The following is a 16,985-nucleotide window of genomic DNA, read 5'->3' as shown; positions in this document are numbered from 1 at the left end:
CTACAATCCTCACCACCCCACCCGCATGATAGAGAAGAAAAGAAGGCTTCGCTCCGAAGCAACCATCGCTACTCCTCCCGCAGCACCTCCAGCGGCTTCTGCCCCAGGATGCGATGACTCGCCGCCCACCCCGTCACCACCGTCAGCGCCGCCGTACCCAGCAGGGCTCCCAGCGTCCACATCCATTGAAAGTGATACGCCACCGTCAGCCGATTCAGCAGCACCTTCGCAATCACATTCGCAAACGCGATTCCCACAAAACCCGCAACCAAGCCCAGCACCGCAAACTCAATCGAAAAAACCGTGGCAATCCGCGCCCGCGTAGCTCCCAGCGTCTTCAGCACCACCACCTCGCGAATCCTCCGATACCGCGTACCCGCAATCGAACTCGCCAGAATCACAATCCCCGCAAAGATCGAGAACGCAGCCAGGAACTGAATCACGTACGTGATCTGAATCACCACTGCCCTCACCGTCTCCAGCGCCTGCGCCACATTGATCACCGTCACCGTCGGATACGCCTTATACAACGCGCGCTGCAGATCTCCCACATGCGCCGGGTCCGCATGCACCCCTCCATACCAGACCACCGGCAGACCAGCCAGCGCCGTCGGCGGCAACACAAACTCTGCCCGCGAATAAGCGTGCTGTCCATCCGACTTCGTCAGCGCCACCACCGTCGCCACCATCTGTTTATCCTGCGCTGCAAATGTAATATGCGACCCCACCTTCACCCCCAGCCGTTCAGCCTGCCGCTCATCCAACGCCACCACCACGCCGCGTTCGCCAGCTCCCCACCAACTCCCCTCCATCGTCTTCGTTCCCGGCGGCACATCGTCCGACCACGTCAGATTGATCGACCGCAGCATTCGCTTGGGAAAGTTCTTCAGCTTCGCCTGATCCGCAGGCACCCCATCGATGTTGATAATCCGTGAAGACACCACCGGCAACAGCTCCGGAGCAGCCGTAACGCTGTGCTCCCCCTTCAACAGCGCTCGCACGCCATCCACCTCGTTGTTCGCAATGTCGATCAGAAAAACATTCGGCAGATTCGGCGCAGCTGAGATATGCAACTCCGTCACCACAGCCTGCTGCACCAGGTACACAGTCATAATCTGCATCACCCCCATCCCCAGCGCCGCCAGCAGCGCAGCCGAAGGATTTCCCGGACGATACAGATTCGCCAGCCCATGCCGAAGCGAAGAGGGCAGATGCGGTCTTGTCTTCGAAAGAAAATACTTCAGCCCTGCAAGCACAGCCGCCGAAGCACCCAGCAACACTCCAAGCACCGCCACCAGCCCCAGCGAAAACACCCTCCCCACCACAGCCGAATCGCTCAGCGTAGTCGCAATCGCAGCCAGCCCCAGCAGAATCAGCACCGCGGCCCCGATCTGCGCCAGGTTCTTCGTAATCTTTCGCCGAATCGCCGTCACAAACGGATCGTCGTTATCCTCTACCGCCCGCCGCAAGATCAAAATCGGACGTACCCCTCGAATATCCAGCAGCGGAGGCAGCGTAAACAGAAGCGTCGTAAGAATCCCCGCGACCAGCCCCGTCACCACCGTCACCATCTGAATATGAAAGTCCGTGTCCACGTTGATCAGCTTCGCCAACAGATAAGGAAACGCCAGCTGCACCCCCACGCCCAGAGCCACCCCGAGCAGTCCCCCCACCAGCCCCAGCAGTAGCGTCTGCAGCAGATAGATCTTCATGATCTGCCCCGACCGCGCACCCAGCGACTTCATGATCGCAATCGTATCCAGCCTCTGTTGCAGGTGCGCTCGCATTGCCATCGCCACGCCAATCGCTCCCAACACCAGTGCCACCAAGCTCATCAGCGACAGCAGACTCGTCGCCCGATCCAGCCCCTGCGTCAACGCCGGATTCGTCTCGCGATAGTCAATAATTTGTGCCTCTGGCAGGAGCTTTTCCAACCGCGCCTTCAAATCCGCGACCGCCGCATCCGAGATCAGCGCTCCACTCCGCGGCCTGGGCACCTTGAACAAGTACCGCTGCCCCGCATGACTCCCCGGCGCCAAGAGCCCACTCGCCTCCAGCCCCTCCCGCGTAATCAGCACCCGCGGCCCCGCCGCAAAGTTGCCCGAAAGCCGGTCCGGCTCGTTCACCACCACCGAAGCGATCCGAAACAGCTTCGTGCCGATCTTCAACTCATCCCCAACCTTCAGATTCAGCCGCACCAGCAGATCGTCCGCCACCACCACGGTATCCGGCATTAGCACCGCGCTCAGTCTCCCACCCTGCGCAAGCTCCACCTCCCCGTAGAACGGATACATCGACGGGTCCACCGCCTTCATCGACACCAGCAGCGGATCCAGCGTCTTCGCCGCCGAAGCCATCGACAGCAGCTCCGTCACCGGCGTAATCTCAACGCCGCTCGCCGCAATCTCATCCAATCCCTTTTGCTCTTCAGGCGTCGGCTGCGAAAACATCCGCGCCGAAAGATCCGCAGCCATAATGCTCCGAGCCCGATTCAACAGCGAAGCTCGAAACGAAGAAGAGAACCCGCGAACCCCCGTCAGCGCAGCCACCCCAATCGCTACCGACAGAATGACAAAGAAAAACTTTCCCCGCGACGAATGCATCTCGCGCGCAGCAATCTTGGCGGCTGACCGGTACGACAGCGCCCCCATCAGCCTTCACTCAGCGCAGCTTCACGCGGAGCCTCTGCCGGACTCGCATTCATCTCATCCCCCACCACCAACCCATCCCGCAGCACAATCCGTCGGTTCGCATACGTCGCCAGCACCGGATCATGCGTCACCAGCACCAGCGTCGTCCCCTCCGTACGATTCAGATTCAGCAGCAGCTCCAGCACATGCGCCCCATTGGTCGTATCTAGATTTCCCGTAGGCTCATCCGCCAGCACAATCGGGGGCCGCAGAATAAAAGCCCGCGCCAGCGCCACCCTCTGCTGCTCTCCACCCGAAAGCTGCACCGGATAATGATCCATCCGATCCCCCAGCCCCACGCTCACCAGCAACTCCCGCGCCCGGCCCAGCCCGTCCTCCTTCGCATCCGCATTCAACTCATGCGGCAGCAAAACATTCTCGAGCGCCGTCAGAGTAGGAATTAGCTGATACGACTGAAACACAAACCCAATCGTCTTCCCGCGAACCTGCGCCAGCTTATCCTCCGGCAGATAACTGATCGCCGTTCCATTCAAAAAAACATTCCCCTCACTCGGCGTATCCAGTCCCGCCAGCAGCCCCAGCAGCGTAGACTTGCCGCTTCCGCTCGAACCCATAATCGCCGCAAACTGTCCCTGCGGAATCGTGAAGTCCAGCCCCTTCAAAATATCCACGGTCCGCGCTCCATTGCGGATCGACTTGCGAAGGCCCTCAACTCGGATCATTGCACTCGATATCGTCAACTGCGGGGGTTCTCCTTCTGCGGCAGCAATGCAATTTGATACTTTGTAGGAATGCGCAGGACTCCATCTTCCATAGCTATTCTAGCGGTCGTCGCGCTCTCCCTCACCGCCTGCCGCACCGACAGCACGGCAAAGCAGGCTGAGCAGTTAGACTCCAGCAAGACCCTTCCCGGTGCAGAATCTCCCGTCGCACCGCCAAATGTAGCCCCGGCCAACGACAAACGCCCCCTCATCGTCTGCTTCGGCGACAGCCTCACCGCTGGCTTCGGCACCGATCCCGGCGAGACCTACCCCGACTATCTCCAGCAAGATCTCGACGCCGGCGGATACCACTATCGCGTCGTAAATGAAGGCATCAGCGGCAACACCACCAAAGACGGCGTCGACCGCCTCGACACCATCCTCGCCCTCAAGCCCGCCGTCGTCGTCGTCGAGTTCGGCGGCAACGACGGCCTCCGCGGCCTCCGCATCCAGGACTCCCGCGCCAACCTCGACAAGATCGTCTCCACCCTCAAGTCCAGCGGAACCCGCGTCGTACTCGCCGGCATCTCCCTCCCGCCCGACTACGGCCCCGACTACATCCAGCAGTTCAACGCCACCTACGCCCTGCTCGCGAAAAAATACAACGTCCCCCTCCTGCCCTTCCTCCTGAAAGACGTCTTCGGCGTAGACGGCATGATGCAGCGCGACCGCACCCACGCCACCGCCCAGGGAAACAAGATCGTCGCTAACAACGTCCTGCCTTTCATCACTCCTCTTCTAAAAAAGAACTGAGCCACCAGCCATACACCCGTTGCTAAGAGCAAATCCCTAACCCAGCACGACAATAGGCTGCATCAGCGTCCCCGCAACCCGCCGCGCAATCGCCAACAAATCCGTCGGACTCGTAAACACCTTGATCAACGGCGCATCCGAAAAATCCGGCAGATTCACCTGCATCCCATTCCGCAGCCGCCCCGCCAACTGATCGTCCACCGTCACCGCCGGCATCTCCGGCAACAACAGCCGCGGATGCGGCAACAACGCCTCCAGCTCACCAACAGAAGCCTGCTTCAACTGATCCACAGTAATCGCCTGCCCCAGCGTAAAAGCCCCCGCCCTCACCCGCCGAAGACTCGAAAGATGCGCTCCACACCCAGCCATCTCTCCCAACTCATGCGCGACCGAACGAACATACCCGCCAGCCGAAACCTCCATGGTGAACGCCGCCGTATCACCCTCCAGCCCCGTTAACTCGAAGTGATGAATCGTAATCCGCGCTGGCTTCACCGCAACCTCCACCCCGGCCCGTGCCAGCTTGTGTGCAGCCACCCCATTGATCTTCTTCGCCGAAAAGATCGGCGGCATCTGGTCCATCTCTCCACGAAACCTGCAGCTCATCGCACGCAACTCATCGAAAGATCGCGTCAAAGGCATCGCAGCAGACGACGCCACTCCCTCGGCATCAAAACTATCTGTCGCGAATCCAAAGCGAATATGCCCGCTGTACTCTTTCGCAGCCTGCCCAAAAAACTGCGCCAGCCGCGTGTACTTCCCCAGCAGCAGCGGCAACACCCCCGTAGCCATGGGGTCCAGAGTGCCGAGGTGTCCTATCGACTTCTCGCCGGTAGCGCGCCGAACGATCGAAACGACATCATGCGAGGTGACGCCACAGGGTTTATCAAGTACAAGAAGACCATTCATGCAACTTCTAGTCTACCCGCTGCAAGCTAGACGCCGCTTCCCTGCCGCCGCACCAGCGAAAGAAACTCGTTCCGCGTCTGCAGCTGCGTCTTGAACACACCAAGCATCGCCGAAGTCACCGTATGCGAGTGCTGCTTCTCCACCCCACGCATCATCATGCAAAGATGCTGCGCCTCCAGAATCACGGCCACGCCCTGCGGATGAATCGCCTCCGTAATCGCATCGCCGATCTGTCGCGTCAGACGCTCCTGCACCTGCAGCCTCCGCGCAAACACATCCACCAGCCGCGGAATCTTGCTCAACCCAATCACTTTTCCATTCGGCACATACGCAATGTGCGCCTTGCCGAAAAAGGGCAGCAGATGATGCTCGCACTGCGAAAAAAACTCGATATCCTTCACGATGACCATCTCATCGTAATCGACGTCGAACAGCGCATTGTGCAGCACCTCCGTTACGTCCATCGTGTAGCCGCGCGTCAGAAACGCCATGGACTTCTCCATGCGCTCCGGCGTGCGTAGCAGGCCGTCCCGCTCAGGGTCCTCGCCGATACGCACCAGCAGTTCGCGATATAGGTCCTGCGTAGAAGTACTCTCAAGCAAAGATGGTTCAACAGCAGCCGACGTACGTGGCATAGAAGGTGCCTTTCTTAGATCGTCCCCGGTGCAGGAACAGCGTCACCGGCATAGTCGTCGCCGGCATAGTCAAACGAGTTGTTGCTCGTCTCTTCAACATGAACCCGCTCCAGATGAGCAGCGGTAAATCCCTGGAAGATCCGAAAGATCTCGATACTCAGATTCTCCGTCGTCGAGACCATGTCTTCAAAGCAATCCAGCGTATTCAAATTCGTATGATCAAACCGGCCCAGTAGATTTGTTTGTGCAAAGCCATCCAGCTCACCAAGATCGCACACCATTCCCGTCACCGGATCAACCTGCCCACTCACCGTAACCTGAACCGTGTAGTTATGCCCGTGTCCGTGTGGATGATTACACTTGCCGAACACGGCTGCATTCGTCGCCGCATCGTAAGCCTCCGTATGCAGACGATGCGATGCGCTGAAGTGGTACCTGCGTGAAAGGTAAACCTTCATGGCTCACCATAATAGTCCGCAAACAGGTCAGGCATCTCGTAGACCCTCACCCGGTGCAGCTTCGCATGAGGAATCTTGTTATCCAGCCGCCGCCAGATCGCGGTAGCGATATTCTCAGTCGTAGGAATCATCGTCGCAAACTCAGGCACCTCAAGATTCAAGTGCCGATGATCGTAGACGCTGACCACCTCCTGCTCCAGAATCTCTTTCAACTCCTTCAGATCCACCACAAACCCCGACACCGGATCCACCGTTCCCGCCACCGTCACCTCCAGCGTGTAATTGTGACCGTGGCCGTTGCGATTCGAGCACTTGCCGAAGACCCGCAGGTTCTCCTCCGGCGACCAGGCATCGTTCCAATAGAAGTGCGCAGAAGAAAATTCGGCCTTGCGTGTAAGAAAAATCATGTATATCCCAATCTAGTTAGACGCACAGAAAACGAGGTGGATGCAACGTGTGGACTTCTAACTGACCTTATAACTTCGTCCCTTCCAACTCACACTCTTTTTGATGCGATGATGCACAGCACTGCGAATCAATAGATAAACAAACAGCGGAACCCCGAGAATCGAAATCCCCACATCGAACGCCGGAAAGTTCGACCGCGCCACGCGTGAATAGAACCGCCACAGCGTTCGCACCCACAGCAGCAGGATGACGCTCCTCTGCCACGGCAAAAGCCAATAAACCCCACCCGCAATCAATGGCAGCCCAAAGAACAGCAGCACATCCAGAATCCGCCACAGCGCCAGCATCACCGGCTTCGGAAACAGCAGCGCAAGATTCTTCGTCCATCCCTCGATCATCTCCGGCGTCGTCCGATACATCTGCGTCGAAAGCGCCTCCGGAGCGTACCGAAATCGAATTACCCGCGGCCCGCGCTTAATAGCATGCGCCAGCGCCACATCCTCCAGAACATTTGTCCCCACCGCGCGATGCCCGCCCACCGAAAAATACGCATCCCGCTCCACCATCAAGAACTGCCCATTCGCCGCCGCCAGCCTGCTCACAGGGTCATTCACCTGCTTCGGCGGATACACCGACGCCAGCTCCGAAAACACCAGCGGCATCACCGCATGCTGCCAGAAACCCTTCACAATCTGCCTCGGCGAGTAAGAAAGCAGCACCGCCTTATGCCTCTCCGCCTCCCGCAACGACCGCGAGATATCGTTCGTCTCATGCACCGTATCCGCATCGGTAAAAAGCAAATGCCGCCCCCGAGCCACCTGCGCCGCCGCCCAGCAGGCGTTATTCTTGCCCGTAAATCCTCCATTCGCCGTCACATCCAGCGTCGGAGCATCCATCACCACCACCCCATCCTGCCCACCCGCAGCCTCAACCGCGATCTCCCGCGTCCTATCGGTCGAATCGTCATCGACGACGATCACCTCCCACTGCTGTCCCAGCGCAAAGCCCGGCTCCGACTGCCGCAGCAGCGAAGCCATGCAAGCACCCAGCGAGCGCTCCTCGTTGCGTGCAGGAATAATGACCGAAAGTTCAAGCTCAGGCACTTCTATCGAATTAGCGTTCTCATCAAAGGTCACGACTTCGTATTATAGGAAGTGGAGCCTACTGTGCGTAAAGTCTGTGTAACTCTGTTCGTGGGATTACTGCTGATCACCGGCTGCGACCGAGGAAGCCATCCCGGCAACATCGACAAGCCCGCCCCCCAGTTCGTCCTCAGCGACGGCACCCAGACCGTCGACCTTAGCAAGCTCCGTGGCCGCGTCGTCGTCCTCAACCTCTGGGCCACCTGGTGCGCACCCTGCATCGAAGAGCTCCCCAGCCTCCTCGCCCTCCAGCGCCAGCAGCCCAACCTCGCCATCATCGCCGTCTCCTGGGACGAGGACCCCGACGTTTACCATCGCTTCCTCATCGAGCACCACGTCGATCTCCTCACCGTCCGCGACCAGAACCACAAGGTCGACTCCCTCTACGGCACCGTCCAGATCCCCGAGACCTACATCATCGACCGCCAGGGCGTCCTCCGCCGCAAGTTCGTCAACGCCCAGGACTGGACCAGCCCCGAGATCGCCAACTACCTCGCCAGAATGTAGCCCGCCCTACCGCTCCGGCCGAAAGAACTCGCGAATATCGATCGCCCGCATCCCTGCCCGCCGCGCAGCCTCCAGCCCCTCATTCGAGTCCTCAAACACGATGCATCCCTCCGGCTCGACCTTCATCCGCCGCGCCGCCTCCAGAAACACATCCGGCTCCGGCTTCCCGTGCCTCACATCCTCCGCAGCCACCACCCAGTCGAACAAGCCAAGCAGCTTCGTCGCTCTCAGACTCGCCTCCACGTTCAACCGCCGCCCATTCGACGCCACCGCCATCGGGACCCTGCCATGCCACGCACGCGCAACCTCTGCGATCACCGTCACCTCCTCCAGCCGATCCAACCCCTCCTGAAACGCCGCTGTATACCGCTGGTTCAAGCTCTCCCGCGGAAGGCGAGCCACCCCCACATGTGCCTCATACTCACCCCACATTGCATCCGGAGTCAGTCCGCCCCGCGGGTAATACCACTCCGGCGTCATCGTCAGCTCAAGCGCCGCCAACCCCACCTGCAACGCCCGCAGATGCGCCGGCGCCGTATCCACCAGCGTCCCGTCACAGTCAAAGATCAGCGCCGAGAAAGTCCCCTCCGCCAAAGCCAGCGCCGACACCTCCGGCAAACGCAATGCCCCTATTCTTTCCGACGACTCTGATAATCCCATCCCCCCATTCTAAGGAAACCATCGCCTACCCCTGCACCCGCACCGCTGATATCATCAACCCATGACCCAGCTAGACGTTCTCTACCGCTACGGCGTCCCTCCCACCGAGTCAGCGACCCTCGCCATGGCCAGGGTGCGCGAGGTCTACGGCGTACGCCTCATAGAGTTCAACGAGGCCAAGAAGACCGTCCGCGTTGAGTTCGACGCCAGCCGCCTCACAGAGCCGGTCATCCACCAGCTCCTGCGCCGCGCCGGCCTCGACATCGTCGAGACTGTGCCCCTCTCCGCACCCGCGCCTCCTCCACCTCCACCACCAGCCGCGGCATCCGCCTAGTTGCAGAAACGCAAAGGATTCGCTATTTTTAGCAAGCGACATCTTCACGTCATCCCGCGCCCGTAGCTCAGCTGGATAGAGCATTTGGCTTCGAACCAAAGGGTCGGAGGTTCGAATCCTTCCGGGCGCACCAATCTTATCAAGAGCTTGCAGAGGCATAAACATACTTGAAACACCATAGCTATTTTGCTCTGATCGTATTTACGGCCCATCCTATCGACCGGACAATTTGGAATAAAACATATGGAGTAATAGAAGCTTCCCAAGCATCGCCATCGTCTTTTATCGAATTCTGAGTAAGATTCAGCAGCAGCAGGCCCGCGACCACTCCGCCCATCAAAAATAGCCACTCTCTAGCAATGAGCTTTTTATTCATGCCAGCCATGACGCTAAGGGGCAAGGGAGAATATAAACCCGAGGCGATGCTGTTGATGAATAAGCCGTTGCAGGGGATAGCTATTCTGGGGATCTACCGTGATCTGACCCACGACAATCAATGGTTCTGCGAAGGCAGATGCATGCTGGAACTGTATCAGTGAGACCACGCTAACCTGGTCCCAGACGGCGAGCAATCTACTAGAGGGATGTTCACGGCGACTGCACCTGATTGTCAGAGCTGGCGCAGATCAGCCATCGATTAATCCTCCAGGTAGGAACGCTCCCGCCAACTCACAGCGCTGCCCATGAGTTTTCGACCCAGCGCATACCACTGCATTGCCAGCATCATCAAAATTCCCAATGGGTGCAGCAGCGCACTTCGCCAATCCTGCTTGAACCTCCAGCTTGCCAGAGTTCGAGGTAGCCAAGCTCCGGCAATCGCAATCAGAACATATACGACGGTCGCAGCTGAAGCTTTACTCTCTAGACATAGCCATCCAGCCAGCACGAACGGCAGCACCTGGCCCATCAGCAGCAGTAGGCTGATAGGCACAATCCGCGCTGGATCTGCCATGCCCTCTGTCGCATTCTTCGCCAGTCCCTGCCACACCTGCCCCGCACTCTGATACATCCTGCAGGTTGCTAATGAGGTCAAGTCGGCAAGATCTGTCCGAAATCCATGTCGGCGGAATAGCTTAGGCAATAGAAGTCCGTCGTGCATCGTCGCACTGATCTCACGATGCCCCCCACACGCAAAATAATCTTCGCGTCGCACGAGCATAAATTGACCACAGCCCGCTGCGAACGATGGGTCAGTCGTACGCCTCATTCTTTCAACCGGCAAAAAGCCAAGCAAGACGAAGTGGATAAGTGGCAGCATGAGCCATTCTAGCCACGTCTTCGTCTCTTGCCGGGGAAACCCGCTCACCAACCCCTGCCCGCCATGCTGCAGCATCGCCGCCATCCTCGCCAGACACTCGGACTCCAGTCTCACATCTGCATCGACAAAACAGAGCAAGTCGTACTGCGCCACACCAGCAAGCATCCAACATGCATGCTGCTTCCCATTCCACTTCGCCGGCAACGCAGGGGCATGCCGCAATTTAATCCTTCTGTCCGCCTCCGCCATCTGCTGGACAAGCTCAGCCGTTCGATCTGTCGAGCCGTCGTCCATCACGATCACCTCGAATACCACACCCTTGCTTCTAAGCGCACTCTCCACAGCTGCTTGGATCCCAGACTCTTCATTCCGAGCCGGGATGAGAACTGAAACGGAAGGCACCGGGTCTCCCACAGCCTTGGGCGGAGGCAGATATCGACGCCAATTCACGCAGAACAAGACCGCTGGCGCAAGCGAACACAACATGGTCGCGATAACAAACGCTTCAAACATTCTCGCGCCGCACCTTGTGCGTATCAAGATTCTCTTTGCGATTTACTTTACGATCGATGCTTACTACATCTTCCGCATGATAGGCACGTCGCGCAGAAAGCCCTCTGAGCTTTTCCCACCATCCATAACATCCGCCAGTACCTACCCTCGCTTGAGTTAGGGTGTCGAACCGGCTCGCATCGCGTCCCATCCCCATCGCAGCTAGCTCATCCATCGCAAGTTCCAGCGACTCCAACGTACGTCGGTGCACCATATCTGCACTCTGTCCCGCCTCCACCTTCACCGGCTTCCCAAACAAAAGCAGACACTCTGGCAGCCGCTCATCCCAGAAGGTATATTCAATTGCCAAAGGAATCATCGTGCACCGCCCGGTGCTATTCGCTACTCTTGTCGCCAAGGTGGCTAGACCGTGCTTGAACTCTAGCGGCCTCGATCTCGTATCGACAAAACGTCCCTGGGGAGTAATCCAAAGCACACCACCTACCCCGAGAATTGCCTCGCTGGTCTTCAAGAACTCCATAGCTCCCAATGTGGAGTTCATCTTGACACCAAACATCCCCACACGTTTCAAGATCCCATATCGCTCTAATGCCGCTGCATCCATAGGTGCATAGTGCTGGCGTCTCGTCATCAGTCTTTCGGCAAGATAGATAGACACCATAGGGTCCCACCACGAACCGTGATTTGCATAGACAATCACGGGGCCAGTATTTGGTACGCCCAGCTCAGCAAACCTCTCTGCCCCGCTCGCCCGCACTCCATGAAAGTGCCGCCGAAGACAGCCCCGCACTATCCTTCGAAAAAATCGGAGAGTTATCGTCGAAATAACTGGAACGCGCATAGAATTCCTCATCCAGAACGAATCAACCCTGCGCATCGTGATCCAAAGCATCTGCCGCAATCCATCCCGACATAATTACCATCGGCATTCCGGGCCCTGGATGTGCCGCTCCACCTGCAAGGTACATTCCAGCCAGTTCCCTGCTGCGATTCGCCGGCTTGAATGCACCATGGAACACACCATGGCTCGATATTCCATAGATCGCTCCATTCAAAACCCGATAACGTTCATGAATATCCTGCGGCGTCAGTGCATCTTCAAACACAATGCGCTCTTCAATATCTTCAAGTCCAGCCGTTCGCTTCAACTTATCCAGAATCACCTGTCGATACTCGGGTAACATCTTCTTCCAGTCATGATGTTCACGCAGATAGGGAGTATGTACCAACACATATAGCGACTCGCCACCCTCTGGAGCGCTCGTCGGATCTGTGGCTGCAGTAGCTGCCAGATAGCACGTCGGATCCGGCGCGGGCTCACCCCGTTCATAGATCGAGTGAAACTCCTCCTGCGGATCACGCGAGAACACGAAGTCATGATGCGCCAGATGCTCATAGCGCCTGTTCAGACCCAGATAAAGCACAACGCCTGAGCACGCAGGCTCATAACTACGTTTATGTTCAAACTCCCGCGCCGCATCTCCGCCCAGCAGCTCCCGATGAGTCCTCACCGCATCTTCGTTCGATACCACCGCATCGAAGCGATGCGTCTCACCACGCGTTGTCAGCAGACCTGTAACACTACCGCCGGTCCGTCCACCATGTCGGGGAGCGTCGGTCAGAATCTGAGACACATCCGTCTCAGTATGGAATACCACGCCCAGTTCTACAGCCAGCTTCACCAGACCCTCCGGCACTGTGCGCGTTCCTCCCAGCGGATACCAGATCCCCTCTTCCATCTGCATGTGTCCGATCGCACAAAGAATCGCCGGTGATGCATCAGGCGAACTCCCCACATACTGCACAAAATGGTCCAGCATCTGCGCCACATTTGCATCAGGGATGTACTCACGAATCGTCCCCGCCACCGTCTTGCCCAGCCGCATCCGCATTACATCTTTTAGGACCTTGATGTCGAACGCCCCAGCCACATTCATCGTGTCCTTCATCGATCCAATCGACCTCCAAAAGAAGAACCGTTCACTGATGGAATGCAACTGCTCCGATGTCTCTAGAAACTTCAAATAGCCCGCGCCCATCCGAGGCCATATCGACTCCAACTGCGCCGCCATCTTCTCTGCATCATCGCGTAGATCCAATCGCGTTCCATCCTCGAAGAAACACCTCCACTGTGGATCGAGTCGTATCATCGGAACATAGTCTTCCATGCGTCGATCAGCCTCTTCGAAGATCTTTCGCAACACGGAAGGCTGAATCAGGATCGTCGGGCCCATATCGAACCGGAAACCTTTCGTCCGCAACTGTGCAGCCTTCCCACCCAGCCAAGAGTTCTTCTCGAACACCTCCACCCTATGTCCGCGCGCGGCCAGCGTACAAGCTGCAGCCAACCCGGCCAGTCCACTTCCGATCACACCAACCTTCATGCCGCACCTTTCTGTCATTACTTAGGTCCAAGCCGTCTTGCACTTCGTATCGCCTGTCTCACTCCGCTCCACCGCTGGCCTGGTTCCTGCGAGTACATCGCATGGATGATCCCGTCAAACAGCTCCGCATGTACCTTGCCGGTCGCCTCATAAGTACGAAGAGACTTATTACGCTGCACAGAAACTACCTTCGCAGCAGTCATTTCCAGAAGACCCTCCCTGCCACGTGTCACTCCAAATCCACTCTCTCTGCGGCCACCAAACGGAACACGTGGATCTGCCGTCCCGACGATGACATCGTTGATAAGAACCGTACCTACGTGAAGCATCTCCGCAACACGCCGAGCCTCGCGCTCCTCTCCAAACACCGAAGCCGTCAGTCCAAACGGACAAATCTCTTGTGCCGCCAGCAACTCCATCTCGCTCCCAATGTCGATCATGGAGAGCACGGGGGCAAATATGTCCGACCTCGCAAGCCGCATCTCGGGTCTTGCCTCAGTCACCAAAATGGGCCTCTGCTCTATATCAACCGCGCCAACTACCGCAGCGCCTTGTAGCTTAGCCTCATGCAAAAACTCATACAGAATCAATCGCGTATCGTCTGCAACTCTCGTGCTCTCAACCTCACCGAACGCTGCAACTAATCCACCCACAAGCGACCTCTTCCGATCCTCAGATGCGTTCACCAGCAGCACCCTTCTCGGAGCCATGCACGTAGCCGATCCGTTGAGACGCATACCGAACGCCAGTGCCTTCACCACGCGCCCAGTATCTGCCGATGGCAACACAATAACCGCATCGCACCCGGAGGCCTCCACCACACATGGGATCAGTCTTGCCGAACACTCCCGCAATACCGTCCTGGCATTTTCAGCCGAGCCAGTGAACACAACCTTATCCACGGAAGAACGCAACGCCTGCTCGCCCGCCTCAACCGAATCCTCCGTGACCATCAGCAACTCACGCGGTAGTCCTGCGCCATAAAGAGCTTCCGCAAATAGCATCGCCACCGCTACGCCGCCCTTTCCGGGCTTCCACACGACAGCATTACCCGCGGCTATAGCCTGCAGCGCCTGCACGCCAGGAAGAAACAACGGGTAGTTCGAAGGCCCCAGCACGAGTACGACCCCGTGAGGTACACGCCGCACCTCGCTATCTAGTCCCGCCAGCCATACCGGAAGTCCCCGTCTACCCAGATGTCGAGCACGCAAGATCTTTTCTGCATTACATTCCAGGAACCGGCATGCAGCTAGCAACGGAAGCCCCTCAGCTACCCTCGTATCCGCCGGTGTTCTCGTCAACTCCCAGGGTATTGCTTCGGAAAATGCGCGAGCCATCTGAGACATCGCAAATCTCGCACGCCTCAATACGTCGAGGCGCTTTCGAATAGGCACTCCATCCCACACACGCTGCGCCTTACGAAGTGAGGACAGGTCGAACACATCCACCGCAGCTTTATCTGCGTCATCCATCATCTCGCGAGCCGCATCCGCACCCATCACATTCATTAGCATCACTAAGACGCCACTCCGACTAATTCATCGTCAGAGACTCCCATCGACGCCGACTCCCACTGCGGCTCAATCTTCAAATCCTGTAGCAGCAACCGCGATGTGATTCGGGCTGACTCAAAGATCACAGGCAATCCGCTGCCTGGGTGAGTCCCTCCCCCCACAAGATACATCTGCCCTATGTCTTCGAAACGATTGTGCGGGCGCAGGTGAAGCATCTGCTTAAGCGAGTGTGCCATGCTAAACGTCGCACCCTTGTATAGATTGAACTCGCTGCTCCAGCCCGATGGAGTCATAATCTTCTCCGTCCGTATTCGCCGCTCCACATCCGTGATGCCGATCTTCTCCAACTGCTCGAGAGCAAGTCTTCGGAATCGAGGCGTCTCTTTTTCCCAGTTCACGGTACTGCCCTCTTCCCGCCCAATCTCATGGGTAACGGGAAATAGCACATAAAGGGTGCTCTTTCCTCTTGGTGCAAGCGTCGAATCGGTCACGCTAGCGTTCTGGACGTAGAAAGATGGATTGTCCGATAGCCGATGCAGTGTTTCAATATCTTTTAGGTTCTGTCGATAGTTCTCGGCTAAATAGATTGTGTGATGCGACACATCGTCATAGCGTCCGTCGATGCCCAAGTACATCATGAAGGTCGAGCAGGAATAGTCCTTCTTGGCCAGCGTCTTATCCTTCCATCGCTTTCGCAGATGATTCGGCACCATCTTTTGCATCGCGCCCGCAAAGTCTGCGTTGATCACCACTGCATCTGCAGGCAGGCTGCGATGCACCGTCTTCACACCAATCGCCTCGCCGTTCTCGACCAGCACCCGCTCTACCGGCTCATTCAGCAGTATCTCAACGCCCATCTCTCGAGCGATCCTCGCCATGGCCCGCGTTATGGCTCCACATCCGCCAGTCGGATGGAACACTCCATGCTCATACTCAAGAAACGAAAGAATAGAAAATAGACTCGGGCACTGAAATGGACTCATCCCGAGATACTTCGACTGAAAGCTGAAGCCAAGTCGAATCCGCTCGTCTTTAAAGTGCCGCTGTAGATCCTGGTCCAAAGATCTCCATGGAGCCAGTAGTGGCAATAACTTCATCATCTTCGGCGTCGCTAGATCCTTCCAGCTCTCGAAGGGAGATTGCAGAACTGGCATGAAACTCGTGAGCTTCTTTCGATTCTGCTCCATGAACGCTTTCAGACGGGTTGCGTCAGCCGGTGAAATCGTGGCTACCGCCTTCATCATTCGATCGGCATCCGGCGTCGCCAGAAGCTCTCCGCCTGCACCGAAGACCAGCCTGTACTGCGGATCTAGCCGAGTCATCGGCACTTCAACATCCAGATCGTAGCCGATAGTCTTGAATATCTCTCTTAATACGGTTGGATATAAAAAGAACGTTGGACCTACGTCGAATTTGAACCCATCGCGTTCGATCGTAGATGTTCTACCGCCAACCTGATCGCGTTTTTCCACGATAGTAACGTGCACTCCGGACTTAGCCAGCAGTAACGCAGCCGCCAACCCTCCCGGTCCTGCCCCGACAATGACGACGCGCGAAGAACTTAACTTCGTAAGATTACTATGCATAGAGTTATAAGCATCAACACAGCTTTACTCAGTAGATGCTCATGACTATTGATTGTTTTGGCGCTCTCCCTTTGTATTTCGTCTTGTGAATATTTGCCCTCATTAACTCCGCACCATCTAAAGCAAAATGAGAACAGCTCCTCCTCTTCGCATTTGGGGGATTTGGACTTGGGATTTTCAGCTCGCAGTGTATAGCGTGGCACGGCCTCAGACGCAGCCGATCAGCCACAAAAGACCCCCAGCTAGAAGCACACCTCGTCGCCGGCGCATCCACCAAGTCGCCGAATGAACAATCAGAAGTATTCCCAGCCACACCACCTGACGCACCGTCCCGCCGATCATGTTCGTCAGGCCTGAAAAAACCAGCCATATGATCGCCTCTCGATCCACCTAAGAAATCACCCGGAGTTGAGCGACCTCCAAAGGAAAGACCCTCAGTAAGATTGGATCGCAGTCGGAGAGCTTGAACTCAAGCCAAAGATTCGTCACACTGCAAACACGACGTCCGGCAA

General features: G+C 57.2%; 18 protein-coding genes and 1 tRNA gene. 5 read left to right on the top strand and 14 right to left on the bottom strand.

Annotated features, from left to right (window positions below; genetic code table 11):
- Positions 1-68: 68 nt before the first annotated feature.
- Positions 69-2,651, bottom strand: coding sequence for an ABC transporter permease (locus GSQ82_RS23650; RefSeq protein ID WP_158794713.1), 2,583 nt, complete (start codon positions 2,649-2,651; stop codon positions 69-71).
- Positions 2,651-3,385 carry an ABC transporter ATP-binding protein gene (locus tag GSQ82_RS23645; RefSeq protein ID WP_371417269.1) on the bottom strand — a complete coding sequence of 245 codons (735 nt, stop codon included), beginning with the start codon at positions 3,383-3,385 and terminating at the stop codon, positions 2,651-2,653. The genes GSQ82_RS23650 and GSQ82_RS23645 overlap by 1 nt, the downstream gene beginning before the upstream one ends.
- 57 nt (positions 3,386-3,442) lie before the next feature.
- On the opposite strand from GSQ82_RS23645, the gene GSQ82_RS23640 reads away from it, so the two are divergent.
- Positions 3,443-4,165, top strand: a complete 723-nt coding sequence (locus GSQ82_RS23640; protein WP_158794711.1) for an arylesterase — start codon at positions 3,443-3,445, stop codon at positions 4,163-4,165.
- A gap of 36 nt (positions 4,166-4,201) precedes the next feature.
- Here the strand turns inward: GSQ82_RS23640 and truB are convergent, their stop codons facing one another.
- The 5 genes from truB to GSQ82_RS23615 are packed head-to-tail and all read right to left on the bottom strand — an operon-like array spanning position 4,202 to position 7,711.
- Positions 4,202-5,074, bottom strand: coding sequence for a tRNA pseudouridine(55) synthase TruB (truB, locus tag GSQ82_RS23635; protein ID WP_158794710.1), 873 nt, complete (start codon positions 5,072-5,074; stop codon positions 4,202-4,204).
- 26 nt (positions 5,075-5,100) lie between these two features.
- Positions 5,101-5,709, bottom strand: a complete 609-nt coding sequence (gene folE, locus GSQ82_RS23630) for a GTP cyclohydrolase I FolE (protein ID WP_158794709.1) — start codon at positions 5,707-5,709, stop codon at positions 5,101-5,103.
- Positions 5,710-5,723: 14 nt separating this feature from the next.
- Positions 5,724-6,167 (bottom strand): 6-carboxytetrahydropterin synthase, encoded by a 444-nt coding sequence (locus GSQ82_RS23625; RefSeq protein WP_158794708.1) that lies wholly within the window; start codon positions 6,165-6,167, stop codon positions 5,724-5,726.
- Positions 6,164-6,574, bottom strand: coding sequence for a 6-carboxytetrahydropterin synthase (locus GSQ82_RS23620; protein WP_158794707.1), 411 nt, complete (start codon positions 6,572-6,574; stop codon positions 6,164-6,166). The genes GSQ82_RS23625 and GSQ82_RS23620 overlap by 4 nt, the downstream gene beginning before the upstream one ends.
- Positions 6,575-6,631: 57 nt before the next feature.
- Positions 6,632-7,711 carry a glycosyltransferase family 2 protein gene (locus GSQ82_RS23615; RefSeq protein ID WP_158794706.1) on the bottom strand — a complete coding sequence of 360 codons (1,080 nt, stop codon included), beginning with the start codon at positions 7,709-7,711 and terminating at the stop codon, positions 6,632-6,634.
- A gap of 30 nt (positions 7,712-7,741) precedes the next feature.
- Between GSQ82_RS23615 and GSQ82_RS23610 the strand changes: the two genes are divergently transcribed.
- The gene (locus GSQ82_RS23610) at positions 7,742-8,224 is read left to right on the top strand and encodes a TlpA disulfide reductase family protein (protein ID WP_158794705.1); all 483 of its coding nucleotides are present in this window, start codon (positions 7,742-7,744) and stop codon (positions 8,222-8,224) included.
- A 6-nt stretch (positions 8,225-8,230) separates the two neighbouring features.
- On the opposite strand, the gene GSQ82_RS23605 is transcribed toward GSQ82_RS23610, so the two are convergent.
- Complete coding sequence (locus tag GSQ82_RS23605) at positions 8,231-8,848, bottom strand: HAD family phosphatase (protein ID WP_158794704.1); 618 nt, start codon at positions 8,846-8,848, stop codon at positions 8,231-8,233.
- A 97-nt stretch (positions 8,849-8,945) separates the two neighbouring features.
- Between GSQ82_RS23605 and GSQ82_RS23600 the strand changes: the two genes are divergently transcribed.
- Both GSQ82_RS23600 and GSQ82_RS23595 read left to right on the top strand, forming a co-directional pair.
- On the top strand, positions 8,946-9,218 hold the full coding sequence (locus GSQ82_RS23600) for a hypothetical protein (protein ID WP_158794703.1): 273 nt from the start codon (positions 8,946-8,948) through the stop codon (positions 9,216-9,218).
- A gap of 56 nt (positions 9,219-9,274) precedes the next feature.
- Positions 9,275-9,351, top strand: a tRNA-Arg gene (locus GSQ82_RS23595).
- Positions 9,352-9,399: 48 nt separating this feature from the next.
- Here GSQ82_RS23595 and GSQ82_RS23590 read toward each other — a convergent pair.
- Positions 9,400-9,594 carry a hypothetical protein gene (locus tag GSQ82_RS23590; protein WP_158794702.1) on the bottom strand — a complete coding sequence of 65 codons (195 nt, stop codon included), beginning with the start codon at positions 9,592-9,594 and terminating at the stop codon, positions 9,400-9,402.
- Between GSQ82_RS23590 and GSQ82_RS23585 the strand changes: the two genes are divergently transcribed.
- Positions 9,593-9,757: a hypothetical protein gene (locus GSQ82_RS23585; protein WP_158794701.1), complete on the top strand. Its 165-nt coding sequence runs from the start codon at positions 9,593-9,595 to the stop codon at positions 9,755-9,757. The two genes, GSQ82_RS23590 and GSQ82_RS23585, sit on opposite strands and share 2 nt — an antisense overlap.
- 98 nt (positions 9,758-9,855) lie before the next feature.
- On the opposite strand, the gene GSQ82_RS23580 is transcribed toward GSQ82_RS23585, so the two are convergent.
- The 5 genes from GSQ82_RS23580 to crtI form a co-directional block, all read right to left on the bottom strand.
- Positions 9,856-10,878: a glycosyltransferase family 2 protein gene (locus GSQ82_RS23580; protein ID WP_254061879.1), complete on the bottom strand. Its 1,023-nt coding sequence runs from the start codon at positions 10,876-10,878 to the stop codon at positions 9,856-9,858.
- Positions 10,879-10,981: 103 nt separating this feature from the next.
- On the bottom strand, positions 10,982-11,830 hold the full coding sequence (locus tag GSQ82_RS23575; RefSeq protein ID WP_256370114.1) for a lysophospholipid acyltransferase family protein: 849 nt from the start codon (positions 11,828-11,830) through the stop codon (positions 10,982-10,984).
- Positions 11,831-11,852: 22 nt separating this feature from the next.
- Positions 11,853-13,373 carry an NAD(P)/FAD-dependent oxidoreductase gene (locus GSQ82_RS23570; protein ID WP_158794698.1) on the bottom strand — a complete coding sequence of 507 codons (1,521 nt, stop codon included), beginning with the start codon at positions 13,371-13,373 and terminating at the stop codon, positions 11,853-11,855.
- A 17-nt stretch (positions 13,374-13,390) separates the two neighbouring features.
- The gene (locus tag GSQ82_RS23565) at positions 13,391-14,887 is read right to left on the bottom strand and encodes an aldehyde dehydrogenase family protein (RefSeq protein WP_254061919.1); all 1,497 of its coding nucleotides are present in this window, start codon (positions 14,885-14,887) and stop codon (positions 13,391-13,393) included.
- Positions 14,888-14,889: 2 nt separating this feature from the next.
- A complete protein-coding gene (crtI, locus tag GSQ82_RS23560) occupies positions 14,890-16,473 on the bottom strand; it encodes a phytoene desaturase family protein (RefSeq protein ID WP_158794696.1) in 1,584 nt (527 codons plus the stop codon).
- Positions 16,474-16,985 lie beyond the last annotated feature (512 nt).

Origin of the sequence: Granulicella sp. L60 (genome assembly GCF_009765825.1) — a bacterium.
GTDB lineage: Bacteria > Acidobacteriota > Terriglobia > Terriglobales > Acidobacteriaceae > Edaphobacter.
Note: the sequence above shows the minus strand (reverse complement) of the source record. Positions and strands in the feature narration are given on the sequence as shown.